Here is a 21,288-nt window from a genome sequence, read left to right on the forward strand (position 1 = left end):
GTTATATAATACCATTTTTGTTGTCATTGCAAATTATTCTTTTGGAATTGCCTACCCAGCACTAAGTTTTAATAATTTTACTCATGTTAGATATTCTGGTTTTGTAAAGCTCCTCTCAAATTCATCTGGTTATTCAAAAGTTTCAGGGCATATTTCCTCCGGTACACCATTTTATTAGTAATAAAAATTCAAGCTAATAATTCAATTCCAAAATCATAATATCTGCTGGAGTGGTTGAATGAAGACAGTGATTATAAATCGTTTTTCTCCTGAACGTGCTCAATATGAGGAATGGTTGCAAGATGTTGAAGGTGAATTCATCATGGTTACCAAAAGCGACAAGGTTCAGCGTTTTTCTTCTTTTTATTCAAATACGATTGGGTTCCCTAATTTCAGTCTCAATGACAATGTTTATAAGTTCATTTCAGATATGCATAAAGAAAGTAACATTGATTTCATTATAGCTACACATGAATTTGATTTACTTAAAGCTGCGCGGCTTCGTGAGCACTTAAAGGTAACTGGACAACATGGAGAAAGTGCTAGAGCATTTCGCGATAAGGTATATATGAAGCAGCTAGTGCAAAATAGCATTCGCATACCTAAATTCAGAAAAATCCATGATGTTATGGATCTAATTTCATTTATAGAAGAAAATGATTATCCTATAGTCATTAAGCCAATTGATGGTGCTGGCTCTGTAGATGTCCAAATTATACGTGGACAACAACAGTTGCTACCAATATTAGAAACCGGCCTTGAAGCAAATTTGGAAGTAGAGGAATATATTGAAGGCGAGATGTACCATGTAGATGGTATTTTCAGCGGATCTCAGTTATTACTTTCTCGTCCTTCACGTTATATAAACGGTTGTATGGCATTTCATGAAGACAAATACCTTGGCTCGCTCTTGCTTCAACCGGGCGAGTTATTTGATCGCCTCAATAATGCGGTTGAGTCTGTTTTAAGGGCTTTACCAACCCCTGATCATGCAATATCCTTTCATGCGGAATTTTTCTTAACTAATTCTGACGAGATTGTACTTTGCGAAATAGCTAGTAGGGTTGGTGGAGGAGATATCGTAGAAACAATTGATTTTGCAACTGGAGTCAATATTTTAAGAGAGTCTGTACGGGCTCAATGTGGTGCTTCAATTAATTGTACTCCTTCACAGGATCGGCTAGCTGGTTGGTTGCTTATTCCTGCTAGAAACGGTGTTTTAAAAAGCATTCATACTCAACCCCCTTTTGAATGGGTCCTAAACTGTACAGTGAAACCTGAACATATTGGTAAAACATTCGATCAAGCCTCCTCAAGTGTTGATAGTGTCGCTACATTGCTGGTAGAAGGAAAAGACGAAAATCAACTGCAATTACGCCTTAATGAAGTATATGAATGGATGCAAAATCACATTGTTTGGGAACAAGTATCTGACCAAACTTTAGTGGTTTCTTAAAAGATTATGATTAATGAAATCCGTTCATTTCACCCCAATATTAGAGCAAGAATGGGCATCGTTTTAATTAGCTCAGTTGCATCTAATATGATTCTTCCCTTTATGTCTATTTATTTGGCGCGTTCCGTAGGCACTGGTTTAGCCGGTCTTATTTTATCTTTAGGAATAATATTGAATTTTACAGCTAATTTGATAGGTGGATATTGCTCAGACACAATTGGGCGCAAAAACATGATGATTTTTTCTGAAGTAATAAGGCTTTTTTCTTATTTGTTAATGCTAATTTCTAATATGGGATTTCAACTTCTAATGATTTTGGGCTTCCTATTAAGTAATATAGCATCCGGTTTTTTTAGTCCAGCATCTGACGCCATGCTTTTAGATGTAACTTCATCTAAAGAACGGAAATCTATGTACTCTTATATGTACTGGATAATGAATTTCTCCATGGCATTAGGTGGACTTTTAGGGACATTACTTTTCACTCAATTCCTCATTTATTTATGTGCTGGTCTTGTATTGGCATCTTGTATATCGCTTGGTATCATTTTTGTTCGCATTACAGAGACATATAAACCAAATCCTAATGGTACGGTGATAAAAAAAGGTATTGGTAAAAATTTAGCACAAATGATGAAAAACTATGCCACGGTATGGAAAGACAAAGTTTTTATGGTTTATATTTCTACGTTCGTATTACTGTTCTCATTAGAGAGTCATTTCAGCTATTATGTAGCGGTTCGATTTGAACAACAGGTTGGACTGTTCCAGTTATCTCCACTCAATTTCCAACTTAATGGTATAGAAATGTTTGGTTTACTGAGGCTCGAGAACACCATTTTTGTAATTCTCTTTTCGATCATGGCGATAACCTTAACTAAAAAGTGGACGGATAGAGGATGGATGTTTCTGGGGATTAGTTTCTATATTATCGGCTATGTCTGTATCGTTTTCTTGAATAATTCTTGGTTGTTGGTAGCTATGATGGCTTTTGCTGTATTAGGTGAAGCTTTATTTGCACCAATCTATGAAACTTATCTTAGCGAAATCCCACCAAAGGAATTAAGGAGTACTTATATGGCAGTTAACAAGATTGCTTTAAAACTTAGTACACTAATAGGTTCTTTTGGTATTTTCTTTGTTAATGTGATTTCATCCGAAATAGCTGCTATCTTCTTGCTCATAGTTGGGGTGCTTGCCGTAATTCTCATTAGCTATATTCTTCCTAATGTTCGAAACCATAACGAATCAGCTCCAGGAATGTCTTCGGAATCGTAGAATATTTCAAGCAAGAAAAGGAAGCGATTGGATGAGTATATTAATTTTAAGTAAAACAGCCTATGCTAAATCTCCTTTTGACGTATGGCTAAAGGAATTAAATGAAGATTTAGTAGTAATCTCTTCTGAAAAAAGGAAGAAGGATTATACGAATTATTCACAAGTTGAGTTTTTTGATCATTATGAAACTAACCCTTTAATAGAATTAAGCGCATTAAAACAAGGTGAAAATTCATTTTTTCGAGCAGTCATTGCAACATCTGAATTTGATATTTTACGGGCTGGACGTATTCGAAACTACTTAGACATAGAAGGACAATCATATGACAGTGCAAATGCGTTCCGAAACAAAGTCATAATGAAGACGATCTTGCAGGAAGGCGGATTATCCGTACCTCCTTTTAGGAAAGTAACATCTGTAATTGATATTTTGGAATTTAGCGAAATTCATGGTTTCCCTATTGTTATAAAGCCAATCTATGGATCTGGATCATCAGATGTTTTCGTTCTAGAGAACGAAAGTGATATTTTTGGGTTTGCTCAAAATGAAATAAAACCAAATCAAGAAGTGGAGATATTTATTGAAGGGGATATGTACCACATTGACGGCTTAATTGTAGATAGTGAGATTAGGTTTATCTGGCCATCAAAATATATTAATGGTTGTTTATCTTTTCAAGACAAGACATTTAACGGGAGCTATCTCCTTGATGAATCCAATCCCCTTTTTAATAGACTTATTACTTTTGTTAAAGAGGCTCTTATCTTATTACCTACACCGAAGGACACTTCATTTCATGCTGAAGTATTTCACACACCTTCAGATGAGTTAATTTTTTGTGAGATTGCGAGCCGAACTGGAGGTGGGTTAATAAGAGAGACTATAAAAGGATCTTTTGATCTTGACCTTACACAAGCAAGTGTACAAGCACAGTGTGGGCTTAAAAATGGATTAGCGGATGAATACCCGTGTTTGACAGCAGGAGGTTTTATATTGATACCTACGCAAGAGGGTGTATTAATATCTCTTCCCGAAAAGTATCCGGAATGGGTAACACTAAAGGTAATAGAAGGGTCACCAGGGCAAAGATTTACAGATTCAGATTCAAGTGTTGATACCATTGCAAGTTTTCGCATTCAAGGTGATTCACAAACACAGGTGGAAAAAAGAATTGTGGAACTTGCTCTTTTTTTTGAAAAACATACAAATTGGGAGAGAAGAAAGGAAGAATATCATTGACCCAATCTATCGTTAGTACGAAGGCAGAAAAAATATTGTCAATCTTAAACGAGAAAGGTTACGACCACTTTACAGGCGTACCATGCTCCTTATTAAAAGGTCTTTTTGATTTGTTGGAGCAAAGCGACAATTCGAAAGTGCGTTACATACCTGCAGTAAGAGAAGATTCTGCAATTGGTGTCGCATCGGGATTTGCTATCTCTGGCCGAAAGAGTGTTGTATTGATGCAAAATTCCGGGCTTGGATACAGTCTAAACGTTCTAACTTCCTTTAATATGATTTATGATCTTCCCGTTATTCTTATTGTTAGTTGGAGAGGGGCCTATGGGAATGACGCAGTAGAACATGACATAATTGGTGCTAGACTAACACATCTCTTAGATGCTGTTGAAATTCCTTACATTGAGCTTAATGATAATGAAACTGAAGCGATTCATAAGGCAATTGAAGTGATTGAGACGACTAGTAAGCCTGTTGCTCTACTCATAAAGGATGAGGTTTAAGGAGAGATACTATGCGAAAAGATGAAGCGATTAAGCTTGTACTCGAAAAGTTTCCGTCCGCATATGTAGTCAGTACTTGTGGACATATAAGTAGAGATTTGTATAATATTCGGGATCGGAAAGAGCATTTTTATATGGTTGGTTCCATGGGGATTGCTGCTCCAGTAGCCCTTGGTCTAGCACTCACTAACTCTAACAAACAAATCCTTATTTTAGACGGAGATGGTTCTTTTTTAATGAATTTAGGTGTAACTTCCATGATTGGAGAACAAAAACCGACTAATTTAATTCATGTGGTATTAGATAATGCAATGCATGAAAGTACGGGTGGACAACGAACCATTGGAATGGATGGTATGACAACAGCTGTTCTTTCGATGGGATATAAACATGGGATGAAAATTCATAATCACCAAGAGTTGCAACAGGCAATTCCAGACGAAGGACCTGTTTTAATTCATATGAAAATTGAGCCTCGAACAGAAAAAATTGGGAAACGAGTAGAGTGGACGCCCCAACAAATTCTCTCACGTTTTTCAGCTGCCATAAAGGGGTGAGTGCGTGAGTATTCAACTTATTGACTGTACACTGCGAGATGGGGGCAATTTGAACAACTGGAATTTTAGTGATCAAGCAATTCAAAAAATAGTAGAGGGATTAGATGATACTCGTGCTGACTATATTGAAGTAGGGTACCTAGGGGGATCAAGCAGTAATAAATCCAAGTTAGTAGGTAAAAATTCTGACTGTACTCAGGATTTTTTAGAACAACTCCCAAAGACCTTACACTCAAAAATAGCAATAATGGTAGTTCCTACAGTATGCCGTATAGAGCAACTACTAGACCTTGATGTTGATACTGTTTCCCTAGTACGTGTTGCATCCTATCCACAAAATGTAGAGGATGTTTATCCCTATATCTCTACCTTGAAGAATCGTGGGTTTCAAGTAGCAATGAATTTAATGGCTGCAAGTTATGTAGAGCCAAGCAAAACCGCACAAATTGCAAAAGAAGCGACTCGACATGGAGCCGATATTTTTTATTTAGCTGATTCATTTGGGACGATGACACCAACAAGTGTTGATGAATATGTTACCGCTCTTAAAGAATCAACTCCTATTGAAGTGGGATTCCACGGACATAATAATTTGGGACTTGCTTTTTCAAATGCTCTACAAGCCATAAGATCAGGGGCAACCTATATTGATACTTCATTTTGTGGCATGGCCCGTGGTGCAGGGAATTTACCAACAGAACAATTTGTATGTGCTCTTACCCACTGGGGAGAGTTTGGAACTGATTTCATAGTGAAACCAGCAATTGATACTGCTGAATATGTGCTAAATAGTGTATTGGAGAAACCAATGAGGATTTCTTCTCCAGAAATAATTTGTGGAATTAGTAATATTCACTATTACTACTACGATAAAATTCTGAATTCTAATATGGATATAGAACCTATCCCTGCTTTAGAAATTGCACAAATTCTTGGAAAGTTACGTCCGCCAAAAGTAGACGTTTCCTATTTAAATGAAGCCATAGAACTAATAGGGGGAATTTCGAATGAAAGCACAAAAACTAAGAGAACTTCTTAATTCTAAAAAATTAATTCGCGTAATGGGTGCGCACAATGGCTTGAGTGCTAAACTAGCTGAACAGGCAGGTTTTGATGCTATTTGGGCAAGTGGTCTCGAAATTTCAGCAACTCATTCTGTTCCGGATGCAAATATTTTGACGATGACAGAAAACTTACAAGCAGCGATTTCAATGAATCAGGCAACGTCAATACCTATTATTTGTGACTGTGATTCCGGGTATGGAAATGTCAATAACGTAATTCGAATGGTAAAGGAATATGAAAGGAATGGAATGGCTGGAATATGTATAGAAGATAAGCAGTTCCCGAAATTAAATAGTTTTGTAGAAGGTCCTCAAAAGCTAACTCCAATCGAAGAATTTGCAGGCAAAATACGTGCTGCGAAGGATACACAATTAGATCCTAATTTCGTAGTTATAGCTAGGATTGAAGCTTTGATAGCAGGACAAGGTATGCAAGAAGCATTGAATCGAGCTTATGCCTATGAAGAGGCAGGTGCTGATGCCATATTGATTCATTCCAAGCAGAAACAACCACATGAAATTATCTCCTTCGTTGAGTCATATAAAGGATCTGCCCCTATGGTTATCGTTCCAACAACATATCCAACACTCGATGTAGAACAAATCAGTAATTTTGGAATCCAGATGGTTATTTATGCAAATCACGGATTACGGAGTTCAATAAAAGCTATGCAGGAAACATTTGATCGAATTCTCAAGGAAGGTAATACTGCAGGTGTAGAACTTGATATCTCAACAATGCAAGAAGTATTTGAACTTCAAGGCATGTATGAGATGAGACGCCAAGAAGATAAATACAGTGCAGCTCCAGTCACACTTAAATAACGAGTTGTTAAGGAGTAAGTATTATGAAGTTACATTGTAACGATTGTGATAAGCGGTATTCGTTAAGCGATTTTAAGTATGGTTGCAGTTGTGGCGGTCTTTTAGAGATTGAACAAGATTTTAGTAATGTGGATTCAGATTATTTGAAACAAAAATTTGAAGAGCGCTTATCGGAAAGAGTGACCCCCTATGCTAGTGGAGTATGGCGCTACAAAGAAATAATTTTCCCTGAGCTTGAAGATAGACATATGATAACGAAATATGAAGGAAACACAGGTCTTTATCAAGCGGAAAAAGTGAATCAATACTTAGGTGTTCAGAAAATTTGGCTGAAATGTCAGAGCGAAAACCCAAGTGGATCATTTAAAGATAACGGGATGGTCGTTGCTGTATCTCATGGCAAGTCCTTAGGGTTTAATAAGTTCACTTGTACCTCAACCGGGAATACCTCTTCTTCTCTTGCAATGTACAGCTCTCTTTCAAATAGTCAATCTTACGTTTTTGTCCCAGACAAAAATATTTCACTTAACAAGGTATTGCAGACCGTTTCGTATGGAGCAAAAGTTATTACCTTTGAGGGGACGTACGATGATGGAATTCAATTTTTAGAGAAGTACAACAATGAACTAGGAATGTACATTTGCAATTCAATTAATCCATTTCGTATTGAAGGGCAAAAAAGTATTATTTTTGAAATTGCACAATATTTTCATTGGAATTTACCTGACTGGATTGTTGTTCCGGGTGGTGCACTTAGTAATGTATCTGCACTTGGAAAAGGACTACGAGACTTGTATGATCTTGGTTTTATTCATAAACTCCCCCGTGTGTTACTGGTTCAGGCGGAGGGGGCAAGCCCTTTTCATCAAATGATAAGGAATAATGAAAGTATTCTTAAGCCTGAACCTCACCCCAGAACAATTGCTTCTGCGCTAAATATTGGTAACCCTCCTAGCTGGAAAAAAGCAAAACACACCTTGAATACAACCCAAGGGATCACAATATCAGTTACTGATGAGGAAATTCTTAATGCCAAAGCTGTCATCGATCAAAGTGGAATAGGTTGTGAACCTGCATCTGCTTCTACCATTGCTGGACTTAAAAAGCTTTATGCATCCGGAGAAATTCACCCAGAGGAAACGGCCGTATGTATACTTACTGGAAACTTACTTAAGGATACTGAGGTATTACAACATTACCACTTAGATGATTCTAAAAACTCTTTGTTTGCAAATCCCTTATTCAAATCAGAATTGATCATTGACAGTATTATAAATTTATAAAAGAGGTGTTTTTTGTGGCACAGGTAAGAGGTTATACGATGTCTTTTCTTCATTCGAAGCTGACATTTTACGTCGAAGATTCTTTATCACTAGATTCCATATTTGATTTCTTCAGTACTCACTTTGTCATAAAGAATGAACCTTCTGATAGTGTTCTCGCTAGTATCACAGTCACTAGAAATAATGATAATTTCAAAGAAATAGATTTCTCTAGTGGAGAAGATGTATTCCTTCGAAAAAGCGCATCAGATTTTTTTACGATTCCTGCAAAACGTGTGATATTGGAAGGTATTCAATACCTAAAATGTTTGAAAACAAATACCTATATTGCCATGAACTCTAATAAAAGTACAATCTTGATTTCCATTCAGGGGGAAGACGTAAGAGCAGAAGAATTAGTATTTATAGAGCTTATACGAGATCTAGTGCTCAAAAACGAGGAGAATCACGGAGTAGTAGTATTACATGCAACATGCTCCTATAAAGAGGGAAAAGCGAATTTAATTATCGGGCCGAAGGGGGCAGGTAAATCGACCACTTTATTAGAGATCGTTAGTAAATTTGGTCATCAATTTATGAGTGGCGATAAAACCTTTTTATGGGTGGAAAATGGGCAATTATACGCTTCTGGATGGCCGGATTACCCACATCTGGGCCTCGGTACATTATCCAAATATCCAGAATTTATTGGAAAATTCGGTTTGTCAGAAGAAATCAATGACGCCAAGGAAACCTTATGGTCCACAGATCATAAAAGAGCGGTTCCTCCTGATGTCTTCAAGTCCATGATTTCTCATGTACCAGCTGGTTTTACTTCACTTGTTGGGGGATTTCTTTACCCAAAACTTGAACCGGATAAAGAAACTGAATTAACACCGTTAGAAAATCATGTTTCTAGTATGGTCCCCCATATTGAAAGAGCGTTTGGTGATAACGGACACGCTAAATATTGGAACGATTTTGTAAAACCTCAGAATCTAGAGCAGATAAAAAACATGATTGAACAATGTAAGATGGTGGCTTCAAAATTGCCTGCATTCACAATTACCGGTTCTGGCATATTAACAAGCTTTAATGCTTTAGACGAAGGAGTAGCATCTTATGATTAAAAAGGGTCAGTACGAAGATTTTCTTATTGTTGATGCCGATGTACATATCAATGAAACTCCGGAGGATCTAATTCCATATTGCGACTTACCATGGAGGAAAGCGCTTGAGTCTATTGTTAATGTCCCTCGTCGTTATTTAAACATACCAGGATTTGCTCCTCAATTTTCAGGTAACCGTCCTTTTTGGCCGGGAGGATTTGATAAAAAAACAGTGAATAATCCTGATCAACTCCGTCAAGAGCTTACGGAACTAGGGATAGATATAGCTATTATTTTTCCTGATAATCTTCTCTTAATAGCAACATTCCCTCAACGGGAGTATGCCGCGGCATTAGCTAGAGCTTACAATGCATATCTTGTGGATCAATGGGCTGATAAGCGGGAAGGGCTGAAAGGTTTGATACTTGCCGCACCGCAGGATCCTCATGATGCTGCTAGGGAGATTAATAAGTATAAGGATGAAGAAGGTATTGTTGGGGTATATCTGCCGTGTGGAGGTTTGCACACTTTATGGGGACACGAAATGTATAACCCTATTTTTGAAGCTGCAGAGGCGGCAGGTTTACCGGTTATTTTCCATTCAGTACTAACTTTGAATACTGCATTTCCTTTCAATGGATTGGAACAATTTGAAACAGAATTTGCACGTCATGCATTGGCCCACTCTATGTCATTGATGTTTAATATGTTGCGACTGATAGAAACGGGCGTTCCTGTACGATATCCAAATTTGAAAATGTGTTTTATTGAGGGAGGTCTTTCATGGATTCCCTACATGTCCATGCGTTTGGATAAAGAATATATGGAACGACGTAGGTACGTTCAACATTTAGAAAAACCACCAAGTCATTATATCAAAAACTTTTACTATGGAACGCAGCCAATTGAAGAGCCTGAAAAACCAGGTGATTTGGCTAAGGTGATTGAACTCTACGAAGGAGAAAATACAACGATGTTTGCATCGGACTGGCCACACCACGACTTTGATCATCCTCGAGCTATTTTGAATTCAGGACTACCTAAAGAGGTCAAAAGAAAAATTTTGGGCGAAAATGCTCTGACCTTCTTTGACATTGATAGACAAGGCAAGCGACTTCGTTCAAGTGATAAAAAGGGGATACTGAGCTAATGGAACGAATTTTTGACGTTGCCGCTGCTGATGAAATCCCTGTGGGAGCACATAAGGTGGTTACCGTAAAAGGACGAACAATAGGAATATTTAATATTAATGGAGTATTTCACGGCTTACCCAATATTTGTCCTCACCAAATAGGTCCGCTATGTGATGGGAAAGTCTCCGGAACTCTTTACAGGAATAAAAAAACTTGGGAGTTGCAATGGACTGAGGAAGGTGAGATCGTAACATGTCCTTGGCATGGTTTGGAGTTCCGAGTGAGGACAGGTGAATGTTTAGCCTATGAGCAAGTGAAACTGCGGACTTATAACGTTACAGAAATCGATGGCCGTCTCATGTTGGAGCTTTAGGTACGGATATGGAATATAACGAGAAATTGGAACTTGTATTGATAGAAAAGGAGACCGAATACTTGGTTTCCTTCTCTATTCATCCAGATGATTGGATAGCTCGATTCGATAAATCATTAAGTAGAGCGCGCGAATGGGCTTCGAACATGGTCGAGTTATATAACAACCGGTTTGCGCAAGAAATAGAAAATTAAGAAGGGAAGAAGGACAAAAGTGAAAAGGAGTTCGGAAGGTGAAGGATGGTCAGCTCTTTCAAATGAGCAACAGTTAATGATCTTAGCTTCTAGAATCCATTTAAGCCTGGAACAAGAACAACATATTTGTTCTATTCTAGAGAATGGTATTGCAATAGAGTATTTTATAGCACTGTGCATAAAACATAAAGTTCTTCCACTCGTAACACCTCACCTTATAAGACTCGACCGAACTAAAGCAATCAAATTGGAATATAAAAAGGTAATGAATCACGCATATCAAGGGAATCGAATAAAGAATGAACTTATGTCCCAGGAACTGAAAATGATTCTGAAAAATGCAAATAATAATGGCTTGCAGATTATTCCGCTTAAAGGAGCATGGCTAATTCCTCATGTATATAAGGATGCTGGTCTTAGAATATCGAATGATTTGGACTTTCTGATTTCATTAGAACAGGGTCAAGCCATATCGGAAATGCTACAAAGTATGGGATATACTCCAGGTCATTATGATTGGGCCACTGATTCCATTTCTCATGTGAGTGCAGAAGAAGTCATACAGTGGAGAGACCGTTCGGGGAACTTACATCCTCATATGAAGAGAGTAGATAATGTCTTTTCTAAATACATTGGAGTTGATTTCTCTTATGATGTAGACCTAACTAGAACTTTTATCGCATCTAATGGTCTGAAGGAGCGTGCATACGAGAAAGAACTATATGACGTCCCCACAACGTGTCTAGAGACCGTTGATTTTCTAATTCATTTGGCTATCCACTTATATAAGGAAGCTAGTCATGAGAGATGGGTCCGAATAGACCAAGATGTTAATTTAATTAAGTTTTGTGACGTTCGTGAATATATTCTTTCTCATTTAGAAAAGATGAATTGGCCCGAAGTCGCTACTCGTTCAAAAGAACTTGCTGCTGAAGAAGCAATTTATTACTCTCTGTACTACTTAAAAATGCTTTTTAATGACCCGTTTGTCGATATGGTTCAGGATCACTTATCGATATCTGGGCATGAAATATTGAGACGTTATGTATCTTTAGAAGGTGGACAAGAGACAACTTGGCAGAAATCATTTTTTGATCGTTTTTTTAGTTTAAGCAATCAAGGTGAAAGAGAAACAAAAGACTTTGTAATGGCAGTTCCTAAGCAAGGTGGTACATTGTGATGAAAATGGCAATTATCTCTGATATTCACGGAAATGCAACCGCTCTCGAAACTGTGCTTAGGGATATCTCCAATAAAGGAATAAGTGACATTATTGTATTAGGGGATCTGGTTTTTCGCGGTCCTGAACCTAAAAAAGTACTCAATTTACTGCGTAGTACATCGGCATTAGTGCTAAAAGGAAATACGGACGAATGGATCATTCGAGGAATTAAAAAAAATGAGGTGCCTTCTACTGACTATGACATGATGAGTCTTGAAAGACATTGGACAATAGATCAGTTAACTGCAGAGGATTTAAACTATTTGGAATCTCTTCCAATCGAGTGTTCCTTAACCTTGTCCGCAACAATGTCGATTCATTGTTTTCATGCAACTCCTTATGACCTTTTCGAGGTTATTCTACCTTCAGAATCAATTGATGTATTTAGGGAAAAGATCATGACGAAGCAGCAGGCATCGATCTATGCTTATGCTCATACTCATCATCCTTTGCTACGGTACATCGATGGTAAATGTATTGTGAACCCGGGTGGAGTTGGGTATACATTCGACGGTTTTACACAGTCTTCCTATGCCATAGTTGAAGAAGAGAATGGTCAATTACGAGTCAGTATAGAACGAATTAAATATGATGTAGATCGAGTTGTAAACTTGTACGAGCAGCTTCGTTATCCAAATGCAGAACTTATGAAGCAAGTAGTTCTTGGTGGTATTCATCCTTATGATATTAAACTGAATAAAGGAACGATCATTCATGATGTATGAAATTCAAGTGCGATCTAAAGGTTTTAACTCTCATTACGATATAACAGAACAAGTAGTAAGTGTTTTACCGAAACTTCAGACTACTGAAGGCCTTGCTAAAGTATTTGCTGTTGGTAGTACGATAGGCCTCGTAAGCATGCGTTATGAAGAGGGAGCTGTAGAAGATTTATTAGAAACCTTGGAAAGTATCTCGCCGAAAGGGCGGAACTATGCCCACTTTCGTACATCAAAAGATCCAAATGGGTTCGCACATGTGTGGTCATCGATTATGGGTAGCAGTATTTTGGTTCCTTACAGAAGCTCAAGCCTAATGGTTTCGAATACTCATCGTATTGTACTATTCGATTTTGACCTACAACATTCTACTCGAACCATATTCGTCAGTAACTAACAGAAGGAAGATGATAATTGATATGAAAAAACATCGTATGGCTACTCCAGGACCAACTTATGTTCCGCAAGAAATACTACTTGCTGGAGCCCAAGAATTAATTCACCATCGCTCCCCTCATATGGAAGAAATCATGGAAGAAGTAAATGAGGGACTTCCCGTTCTTTTTGGTACAGAACAGAAGGTATTTACCATGCTTTCTTCTGGAACGGGAGCTATGGAAGCTGCAGTTGCCAATTGTTTTCAAGAACAAGATAAGGTGCTGGTGGTATCCAATGGATATTTTGGTGAAAGGTTTGCAGATATCGCAAGAGTATATGGAGTAGAACCTATTGAAATTGTGTCGCCTTGGGGTACTTCTGTTGATATCTTACAAGTAGAAGAAGCATATTTTAATAATCCTGAAGTAAAAGGGATTCTTGTTGTATATAGTGAAACATCGACAGGTGTCACCAATGATATCGAACGTATTGGGCAATTTTTTCAAGACAAAGATGTTCTTGTTGTTGTAGATGCTATAAGCGGGTTGCTGTCACATGAACTTCAAATGGACAATTGGGGGATTGACGTTGTTTTGGCTGCTTCTCATAAAGGTTTCATGATGCCTCCAGGACTTGCTTTTGTGTCTATTTCTGAGAAGGCATGGACCCGGCTAGAAAAAATAAAAGCTAAAACGTACTATTTCTCTTTTAAGAGATTTAAGAAATTTTACCCTATGTCCCCCTCAAGTCCTGGTGTATCTCTTATTTTTGCTTTAAGGGCATCAATAAATATGTTAATGAGAGAAGGACTAAAAGAATGTTACCAACGTCATCAATTGATAGCTGAAGCTACTCAGAAAGGGCTTGAATCCTTAGGATTTGAACTCTTTGTTTGTGATCCTGTAAGACGTAGTAACACAGTTACAACAGCCCTTGCTCCACAAGGTCTTGATACTTCACGATTACTAAAAATTCTGAGTTCAGAGTACGGTATGACTGTAACAGGAGGACAAGGAGAGTTTAAGGGCAAAATGATTCGTGTAGGACACATTGGCTCTGTAGATTTCCTAGATCTTTTTTCAGTGTTTGGAGCAATTGAGCTTGCACTTAGTGAGATGGGAGTATCCTTTACTAAGGGGGCAAGCACCGTTGCAATTCAAGACATCAAACTAAGGGGTGTATACGATGTTGACTTTATATCAACGTGAGACCTGTCCGTATTGTAAAACAGTTCGTGAACGTTTGATGGAACTTCAGGTGACGTATATTAACGTGAATCTTCCTAAAGAGCGCTCTGAGCGTAAAACATTGATTGACAAAATGGGAGTACCCTTTATACCGGCAATTGAAGATGAGGGTGTGCTAATTCCTGGAAAACTTGAAGATAATACTCATATCTTAGCTTATATCAATGAAAAATACGAAATGATGATGAAGTAAAAGAGGGGTAGAATGCGGTTTGCGATCATTGCAGATATTCATGGAAAAACAGATCATTTAAATCGTGTCTTTCACGATATCTTAAACTTTTCAGTAGATGAATGCATCTGTTTAGGTGATGTTTTTGAAGTAAAGGTTTCCAAAAATGAAGCAAAAAACATGTCTATTAATTCTATTGATGAGATAATAGATTTTGATTCTTCTTTATTGAATTTTATTGCTAACGTCCGGACCGTGTTAGGAAATCAAGAGGAGCGAATGTTAGAACTTTATTCTACTGATATGGAAGAATCTCTATACTCTTTACTTAAAGAATTACCCCATGAAATAGAACTTAACGATAAGGCACTCATTGTACATGGACATCAGTTTGAATGGCTCAACTTTGATGAAGAGTATAACCATCCAATTGTACCGGTATGGAAACGTCCACTTATTTTTTATGGTCATAATCATCAAAATGCAATTTTTAAAATAGGTAAGGAAACGAATCATAATAAGTACGACAGAATTGAGATGAAACCCGGCGATAAGATAACCTTTGATATGGGCAACCGGTATCTCATCAATGTCGGTGATATTAAAAATTCTCCCCCTAACTGGGTGCTTTACGACGATGAATCTAATCAAGTAACCTTTTATACGGTTTTAGAAGACTAACATAGAGGGGGATGAAAATAATGCATTACTTGTTAATCAGTTCGGATAAAGAAGAAGCAGTACGCTATTTTAAATGGTTGAAAAATAATACCCCAGAATTGAAACTATCTGTAATTACAAGACACCGTTATGCATCAATTTATAGCGATTTTGCTGATCACGTATACGGGGTCACTGATATAAGTAATATCACTGAGGTCTGTAATCAGGTTCTAGATTTGTGTCGTCATTCTCCTTTAGATGTTATCATCACTCCTACAGAGAAAAGTGTTCTCTCGGGGGGATTCATCCGATCTTTTTTTGCCATTCGGGGACCTGAATTTGAGACTACACTCTGGTTAACAAATAAAATAACTATGAAAAAAAAACTACAAGAAAACAATATTCCTGTGGCTAATTTTGAGTCTGTTTATCATATGAATGATATACCTAGAGTGGCAAAATTGTTAGGGTGGCCCCTTGTTATTAAGCCTGCAATGGGAACTGGTAGAAGAGGAATACGTTTGATTTCTAGCCTTGCTCATTACGAACAGTTAAAATCATTATCGCAATTGGATGAGATTGGTGTTCATGTACCCTGTATTGCAGAACAGTATATTGATATGGAAGAGTATCACTGTGATGCATTAGTACAGGATAAAATCGTGATTTTCTCTTCAGTATCCAAGTATTTTCAACCTCTTCATCAAGTACAAAGTGAATCGGAAGGATCTTTTATACTGAGTGAGGATAACAAAGTAAGCACAGATATAAAAGAACTACTAAAAAAAGTAGTGGTGCTTATGAAAATTCAGGATGGACCCGTTCATATGGAAGTATTCCACACACGAACCGATAATTTGTTAGTTGGTGAAGTTGCCTTAAGGGTTGGAGGCGGAGGCATAAGTGGAACAATTCTTCGTAAGAACGATGTAAATCTTTGGACGTCTTCATTTCAATTAGCGACTTATGAGAAATTTCAAATTATTAATGTTAACCACGCTGGAGTATTTGGTTGGATCTCCATCCCTTGTAAAAACGGTGTAATACAGAACTATATGTCTTTAGAAGATATGAAGGATATACCAGAAATAATCGATGTTGACGTTCACTATGAGTTAGGAGATCATGTTGAGCATAAACAAGGAAGTGATTTTGAGTTAGCTACGATTTATTTTAAGTTAGAACGAGAAGAAGAGCTTGGAAAAGTATTAGATAAAATTAAAAATACTTACGTGGCTAACTATATTTAACCATACTCTGTGTATAGATATTGACTATTCTTATGTAGAGTAAGTAATACTTAACAATTTTAATCTTAATCAAAAAAACCGTTGAGATGTTCTCAAACGGTTTTTTGAATTCCCTTGATGGAAGAGCATTATTGAACATACTATAGACTTATGATTCATGAATAAAGAAATTGCTTCGTCTTGACCGTATTTATTAAATATCAAGTTTACGGGTTCCGATCCATTTCACCATTTCAGGATCGCGATGGGAAAAGAACAGACTCTGTTTCGTATCTAACGTTGCAATCGACTCCATGTCATCTTGACTTAATTCAAAATCAAAGATATTGAAGTTTTCAATAATTCTTTCTTTACGAGAAGACTTCGGAATCACAACAATTCCTCTTTGCGTTAGCCAACGTAAAACCACCTGCGCAACGGATTTATTCACCTTTTCAGCTATGGAGACCAATACCTCATTCTGGAACAAATTATTTTTTCCTTCGGCAAATGGAGCCCAGGATTCGATCTGAACATGATTCTCTTTCATGAATTTCGCATTGTCTACTTGTTGGTGGAAAGGGTGCGTTTCAACCTGATTAACGGCAGGAACGACTTCATTATGAATAATTAAATCGATCAGTCGATCCTCATGGAAGTTACTAACCCCAATGGCACGGACCTTTCCTTCACGATACAATTCCTCCATAGCGCGCCAAGAACCATACACATCACCATATGGCTGATGAATTAAATACAAATCCAAATAATCTAATTGCAATCTTTCTAAAGATTTTTCAAATGCTTTTTTTGTGCGCTCATAACCAGTATCCTGCACCCAAAGTTTCGTTGTGATAAATAATTCCTCTCTTGCTACGCTACTTCGTTTGATCGCTCTTCCAACTGCATCTTCATTTTGATAGGAGGCCGCTGTATCAATCAACCGATAGCCTGCCATTATAGCGTCATAAACGCTTTGTTCACATTCATTTGGATCTGCAATCTGAAAAACGCCAAAGCCGAGTATGGGCATCTCAACATTATTGTTTAAAATTACTTTTTGCATGTAGAACCCTCCAGTTTTTTGAAGTAATTAAATAATTAACAGTACCTCTGGGGTATGTCTTAATTATGCATTGCTGAGCAAAGAACAGATATCAAATTCGTCTTAAATGATTGCCTAATCCTCTCAATACCATTCTTTTCAGCAAACAAATGCCGTATAATCATTAAGTCGACGGATCAAGTAGAATAAATATAATAACATTAGAGGTGTTTCTCATGATGAATGTCGTTAAAGTTAGAGCCAGTGTATTTATTCCCATATCTTGGACTGAACCTAGGAAGGATGTAAAAACAGGAAACGTAATTCAATTTGAAGGGGACTCCCGAGAATTTACACCATATGCTGTCAATGCTATGCGCTCCAGAGTGGAACAAGAAGTAGTTGTAGATTTTTACAAAAATGAAATTTTCACATATGAAAATACGGGCATAACAACAGAACGAGTCACAACTCCAAATGGTTCTGTTCATCAAAAAACTGGTAAAGCAAGTACAGAAGGAATTTTGTGCACAGATATCGTCTGGGGTTCTGATGAAGTCAAGTTTCAAATGAGTGCAAGTGCTAGTAATCCATTAAATGAATATGCACCTCCTGTCGACTATCTATTAATAGTACATATTAAAAAAGATGGTACCGTCAATATGCAAGGAGCACATGATGGGTTTCCTTGTTTTGAATTTTATAAGCAAGTAAACTTTGGGCCTTTTGAACAAATATATACGCATGATTTCAGAGAAACGGGTGATACTCCTGAAGCTATGGCTGGAGAAATGGAGTATAGTTTCAAAAAAAATATTATAAAGCAGAATAATAAGTACGTTCTAAATAACTAAGCACTTTTCATTTTATATGGCAGTACCAACACTTTAATAGTGGAGGTACTGCTTTCTTATTAACTTTCCCCCAGCTGCTTATGAAAGGGGAGAGAGATTTGCTGAATTAACCTTTTCACTCAGTAGAAGATCTACGTTCGAGATCTGACGCAAAAAAGTCGTTATCTATGGTTAATTTGCTTTCATGGGTTAATATGATACGATTTGGATTGGCATTAGAATAGTGCCTAATTGTCTGTCCATTAAGACATGAATAGGAGGTTAGGTATGCAAGAAAATACATTGACGGCCTCGGATTTCAGATTTTCAATTAGCCTCCCTGACGACGCTATTGCCTCCTGGCATCAGGACCTAGAGGTGATGTACATATTGCAGGGAACTGGGGTACTACAGTTGGATGACAATCAGTTTACTTATGAAGTTCGGCAGGATGACATTATTGTGTTGAACAGCTACCAACTGCACTCCTTAGATATGCAAGGTTCGGGCAAGGCACTGTCGTTGTTTATTTCACGTACTTTTTTGGCGGCATTTTGTCCTGAAATTGAAAGTATGAATATAGAGTGTAAGTCTTTTCTGTACCCGAAGGAGGAGCAGGCTCGCTTTAATTTACTCCGCAGTGAGTTCGCCAGCGTATTCCAGGCCTATTACAAAAACGAATCTCGTTTCCCTATATTGCTGCGTAGTCGTGTAGGGGTACTGCTGAACAACCTAGTGCATAATTTTCTTGAACAGACCAAGCCTAAGGATCCCTCCAGATCATCAAGTAGGGAAAGGTTGCGCAAAGCGACCGATTATATCCACCAACATTATCGGGAAAATATTACACTGAGTGAACTAGCCTCCACTATCTATTTAAGTAGTTCCTACCTGTCTCATTTATTTCAGAAACAGCTTGGTCTTACTTTTACTGCCTACCTTACGAATGTCAGGTTGAGTCAGGCAATGACTCTTCTTCGTAGTGAAAGAACAATAACAGACATCGCTTCAGAAGTTGGTTTTCCTAGTGCCAACGCGTTGATCGATGCCTTCAAACGGCGCTTTGGTGTTACACCAGGCCAATACCGTCACATAAATGAGCATGATACCGCTATACCTAAAGAAAACGGTATGACCAGTGAGGGATTCTCGACCGATTTTTCTTCACTGACGCAGCATTTGCATCACCCCGAGCAATCCATTGTCCACCCCCAGGTCAACGAGGTACATGATCTTCATGTGGATACTAGCCGTAAGATTCGGATGTTGAGTCACAACTGGCGAACGTTAGTAAATGCAGGATATGCCAAAGATCTGTTGAATGGCGCGGTACAGGCGCAAATACGAAAGTTGCAAAAGGAGATTGGTTTTCGCTATTTGCGCTGCAAAGGTCTGTTAGACGATGACATGATGCTGTATGTCAGCAAATTATCGGGCAGCGCAGATTATAACTTTGTTTATGTAGATGAGGTACTGGACTTCATGCTTTCCGTGGAGTTAAAACCTTATGTGGAATTCAGTTATATGCCCTCTGCATTAGCGAGGGAAGCTGTGTTTCCATTTAAGAGGCCAAGCATCCTATCGATGCCTGAAAAATTAGACGATTGGCTCGCCCTTGTGACTTCCCTTGTTCGGCATTTCATTGACCGATATGGGATTGAGTCCGTGCGGGAATGGAGGTTCGCTCCCTTTGTGAGTCCAGAGTTTTCGGGCTATGGTGTGTTTACAATGGAAGAATATTGGGTGCTTTACCGAGAGACTACCCACGCCATCCGTGCTATCGATCCCCAGCTACATATCGCTGGACCAGGAAGCAACATTGATTCGAGTGATTATATCAGCGACTTTCTAGTTTCTTGCAGTAAGGGAAATTGTATGCCCGACTCACTGGCTCTACGTGCTTATCACAGCATATTACCTGGTCAGGAAGACTCGGGTCTACAGATCATGGCAGAGGATGAAGCTTTTCCACTTGCGGCAAGCGGCGATGAACAGTTTTTGGAGCACACGCTGCATAAGGTCAAAAAGTTGCTGCGCCAACGTGGTTTCGGCAATCTGCCTGTGATTCTTGAAGAGTGGAGCAATAGCATCTGGCAACGTGATTTGTGCAACGATACCTCTTACAAATCTGCTTTTCTTTTTAAAAACATATTGGAAAACTATGACCAGTTTGAGGCGATGGGATACTGGTCGCTGAGTGACCACATGGAGGAGATTGTTCCTTTGCCGGATCTTTTTCATGGTGGGTTTGGGTTATTTACTCGCGGGGGATTGCCTAAAAGCTGTTATCGGGCCCTGCAGTTATTGCGGTATGCAGGTAACAGCCTGATATCTGAAGGTGACGGATATTTTATCACTTCTTCGAAAGGTGAAATACAAATATTTTTATATAATTATTGTCATTATGATACTCTATATCGCTACCGCCATACCACTCACCTGACTCAAACTGAAAGGTATAACGTGTTCAATATACGCAATTCCCGTCAGTACCACATTCGTCTGGACGGCTTAACGCCAGGCGACTATACAGAGCGCAGGTATTCTATAGGTCCGGATGGGGGAAGTGCCTTTGACGAATGGCTGAAAATGGGTGCGCCTAAGGACATGCGTTCAGAAGAATGGTCTTATCTTGAAAGTCGTTCTCTGCCATTATTTCAAATGCACTCGCGGCAAGTGACAGAGGATTTTGTGGTAAATGCTGTGGTTCAGCCACATGAGGTACAAGTGATTTTACTAACACGATAAACAGAAAATAATACAACGAGGATGACACCTATGTCATC

General features: G+C 38.2%; 22 protein-coding genes. 21 read left to right on the forward strand and 1 reads right to left on the reverse strand.

The genetic code is table 11. The features are described from left to right. The first annotated feature begins 238 nt into the window (after positions 1 to 238). Genes KFT32_RS20260 through KFT32_RS20350 form a run of 19 tightly spaced genes read left to right on the forward strand, consistent with a single transcriptional unit; the run spans position 239 to position 16,645 of the window. Positions 239 to 1,456 carry an ATP-grasp domain-containing protein gene (locus KFT32_RS20260; protein WP_211749304.1) on the forward strand — a complete coding sequence of 406 codons (1,218 nt, stop codon included), beginning with the start codon at positions 239 to 241 and terminating at the stop codon, positions 1,454 to 1,456. A 6-nt stretch (positions 1,457 to 1,462) separates the two neighbouring features. Beyond that, on the forward strand, positions 1,463 to 2,734 hold the full coding sequence (locus KFT32_RS20265; protein ID WP_211749305.1) for an MFS transporter: 1,272 nt from the start codon (positions 1,463 to 1,465) through the stop codon (positions 2,732 to 2,734). 31 nt (positions 2,735 to 2,765) lie between these two features. Continuing rightward, positions 2,766 to 3,974, forward strand: coding sequence for an ATP-grasp domain-containing protein (locus KFT32_RS20270; RefSeq protein ID WP_211749306.1), 1,209 nt, complete (start codon positions 2,766 to 2,768; stop codon positions 3,972 to 3,974). After that, positions 3,971 to 4,477 (forward strand): thiamine pyrophosphate-binding protein, encoded by a 507-nt coding sequence (locus KFT32_RS20275; protein ID WP_249436019.1) that lies wholly within the window; start codon positions 3,971 to 3,973, stop codon positions 4,475 to 4,477. Before KFT32_RS20270 ends, KFT32_RS20275 begins: the two co-directional genes overlap by 4 nt. Before the next feature lie 11 nt (positions 4,478 to 4,488). Continuing rightward, positions 4,489 to 5,034: a thiamine pyrophosphate-dependent enzyme gene (locus KFT32_RS20280; RefSeq protein WP_211749307.1), complete on the forward strand. Its 546-nt coding sequence runs from the start codon at positions 4,489 to 4,491 to the stop codon at positions 5,032 to 5,034. Between the two features lie 4 nt (positions 5,035 to 5,038). Beyond that, the gene (locus KFT32_RS20285; RefSeq protein WP_211749308.1) at positions 5,039 to 6,073 is read left to right on the forward strand and encodes a beta/alpha barrel domain-containing protein; all 1,035 of its coding nucleotides are present in this window, start codon (positions 5,039 to 5,041) and stop codon (positions 6,071 to 6,073) included. Beyond that, a complete protein-coding gene (gene aepX, locus KFT32_RS20290; RefSeq protein WP_211749309.1) occupies positions 6,042 to 6,923 on the forward strand; it encodes a phosphoenolpyruvate mutase in 882 nt (293 codons plus the stop codon). The genes KFT32_RS20285 and aepX overlap by 32 nt, the downstream gene beginning before the upstream one ends. Before the next feature lie 23 nt (positions 6,924 to 6,946). Beyond that, positions 6,947 to 8,206 (forward strand): threonine synthase, encoded by a 1,260-nt coding sequence (gene thrC / locus KFT32_RS20295; protein WP_211749310.1) that lies wholly within the window; start codon positions 6,947 to 6,949, stop codon positions 8,204 to 8,206. 14 nt (positions 8,207 to 8,220) lie between these two features. Further along, positions 8,221 to 9,315 carry a phosphoenolpyruvate carboxykinase (ATP) gene (locus KFT32_RS20300; protein WP_349304934.1) on the forward strand — a complete coding sequence of 365 codons (1,095 nt, stop codon included), beginning with the start codon at positions 8,221 to 8,223 and terminating at the stop codon, positions 9,313 to 9,315. Beyond that, positions 9,308 to 10,444, forward strand: coding sequence for an amidohydrolase family protein (locus KFT32_RS20305; RefSeq protein WP_211749311.1), 1,137 nt, complete (start codon positions 9,308 to 9,310; stop codon positions 10,442 to 10,444). The genes KFT32_RS20300 and KFT32_RS20305 overlap by 8 nt, the downstream gene beginning before the upstream one ends. Next, the gene (locus KFT32_RS20310; RefSeq protein WP_211749312.1) at positions 10,444 to 10,800 is read left to right on the forward strand and encodes a Rieske (2Fe-2S) protein; all 357 of its coding nucleotides are present in this window, start codon (positions 10,444 to 10,446) and stop codon (positions 10,798 to 10,800) included. The genes KFT32_RS20305 and KFT32_RS20310 overlap by 1 nt, the downstream gene beginning before the upstream one ends. Before the next feature lie 8 nt (positions 10,801 to 10,808). Continuing rightward, complete coding sequence (locus KFT32_RS20315) at positions 10,809 to 10,994, forward strand: hypothetical protein (RefSeq protein ID WP_211749313.1); 186 nt, start codon at positions 10,809 to 10,811, stop codon at positions 10,992 to 10,994. A 19-nt stretch (positions 10,995 to 11,013) separates the two neighbouring features. After that, positions 11,014 to 12,174 carry a nucleotidyltransferase domain-containing protein gene (locus KFT32_RS20320; protein ID WP_211749314.1) on the forward strand — a complete coding sequence of 387 codons (1,161 nt, stop codon included), beginning with the start codon at positions 11,014 to 11,016 and terminating at the stop codon, positions 12,172 to 12,174. Next, a complete protein-coding gene (locus tag KFT32_RS20325) occupies positions 12,174 to 12,941 on the forward strand; it encodes a metallophosphoesterase family protein (protein WP_211749315.1) in 768 nt (255 codons plus the stop codon). The genes KFT32_RS20320 and KFT32_RS20325 overlap by 1 nt, the downstream gene beginning before the upstream one ends. Continuing rightward, entirely contained in the window at positions 12,931 to 13,332 is a 402-nt protein-coding gene (locus KFT32_RS20330) for a YjbQ family protein (RefSeq protein ID WP_249436020.1), read from the forward strand. The genes KFT32_RS20325 and KFT32_RS20330 overlap by 11 nt, the downstream gene beginning before the upstream one ends. Before the next feature lie 22 nt (positions 13,333 to 13,354). Further along, entirely contained in the window at positions 13,355 to 14,521 is a 1,167-nt protein-coding gene (locus tag KFT32_RS20335) for a pyridoxal-phosphate-dependent aminotransferase family protein (RefSeq protein ID WP_249436021.1), read from the forward strand. Then, complete coding sequence (locus KFT32_RS20340; protein WP_211749316.1) at positions 14,499 to 14,753, forward strand: glutaredoxin domain-containing protein; 255 nt, start codon at positions 14,499 to 14,501, stop codon at positions 14,751 to 14,753. Before KFT32_RS20335 ends, KFT32_RS20340 begins: the two co-directional genes overlap by 23 nt. A gap of 12 nt (positions 14,754 to 14,765) precedes the next feature. After that, positions 14,766 to 15,413 carry a metallophosphoesterase family protein gene (locus tag KFT32_RS20345; protein ID WP_211749317.1) on the forward strand — a complete coding sequence of 216 codons (648 nt, stop codon included), beginning with the start codon at positions 14,766 to 14,768 and terminating at the stop codon, positions 15,411 to 15,413. A gap of 20 nt (positions 15,414 to 15,433) precedes the next feature. Further along, the gene (locus tag KFT32_RS20350; protein ID WP_211749318.1) at positions 15,434 to 16,645 is read left to right on the forward strand and encodes an ATP-grasp domain-containing protein; all 1,212 of its coding nucleotides are present in this window, start codon (positions 15,434 to 15,436) and stop codon (positions 16,643 to 16,645) included. Positions 16,646 to 16,838: 193 nt separating this feature from the next. Here the strand turns inward: KFT32_RS20350 and KFT32_RS20355 are convergent, their stop codons facing one another. After that, a complete protein-coding gene (locus tag KFT32_RS20355) occupies positions 16,839 to 17,690 on the reverse strand; it encodes an aldo/keto reductase (protein ID WP_211749319.1) in 852 nt (283 codons plus the stop codon). Between the two features lie 215 nt (positions 17,691 to 17,905). On the opposite strand from KFT32_RS20355, the gene KFT32_RS20360 reads away from it, so the two are divergent. Together KFT32_RS20360 and KFT32_RS20365 are read left to right on the forward strand one after the other, a co-directional pair. Further along, on the forward strand, positions 17,906 to 18,523 hold the full coding sequence (locus tag KFT32_RS20360; RefSeq protein ID WP_211749320.1) for a DUF3238 domain-containing protein: 618 nt from the start codon (positions 17,906 to 17,908) through the stop codon (positions 18,521 to 18,523). 267 nt (positions 18,524 to 18,790) lie between these two features. After that, complete coding sequence (locus KFT32_RS20365) at positions 18,791 to 21,250, forward strand: GH39 family glycosyl hydrolase (RefSeq protein WP_211749321.1); 2,460 nt, start codon at positions 18,791 to 18,793, stop codon at positions 21,248 to 21,250. The last annotated feature ends 38 nt before the right edge of the window (positions 21,251 to 21,288 follow it).

It is taken from the genome of Paenibacillus sp. Marseille-Q4541 (genome assembly GCF_018310695.1).
Classification (GTDB): domain Bacteria; phylum Bacillota; class Bacilli; order Paenibacillales; family Paenibacillaceae; genus Paenibacillus.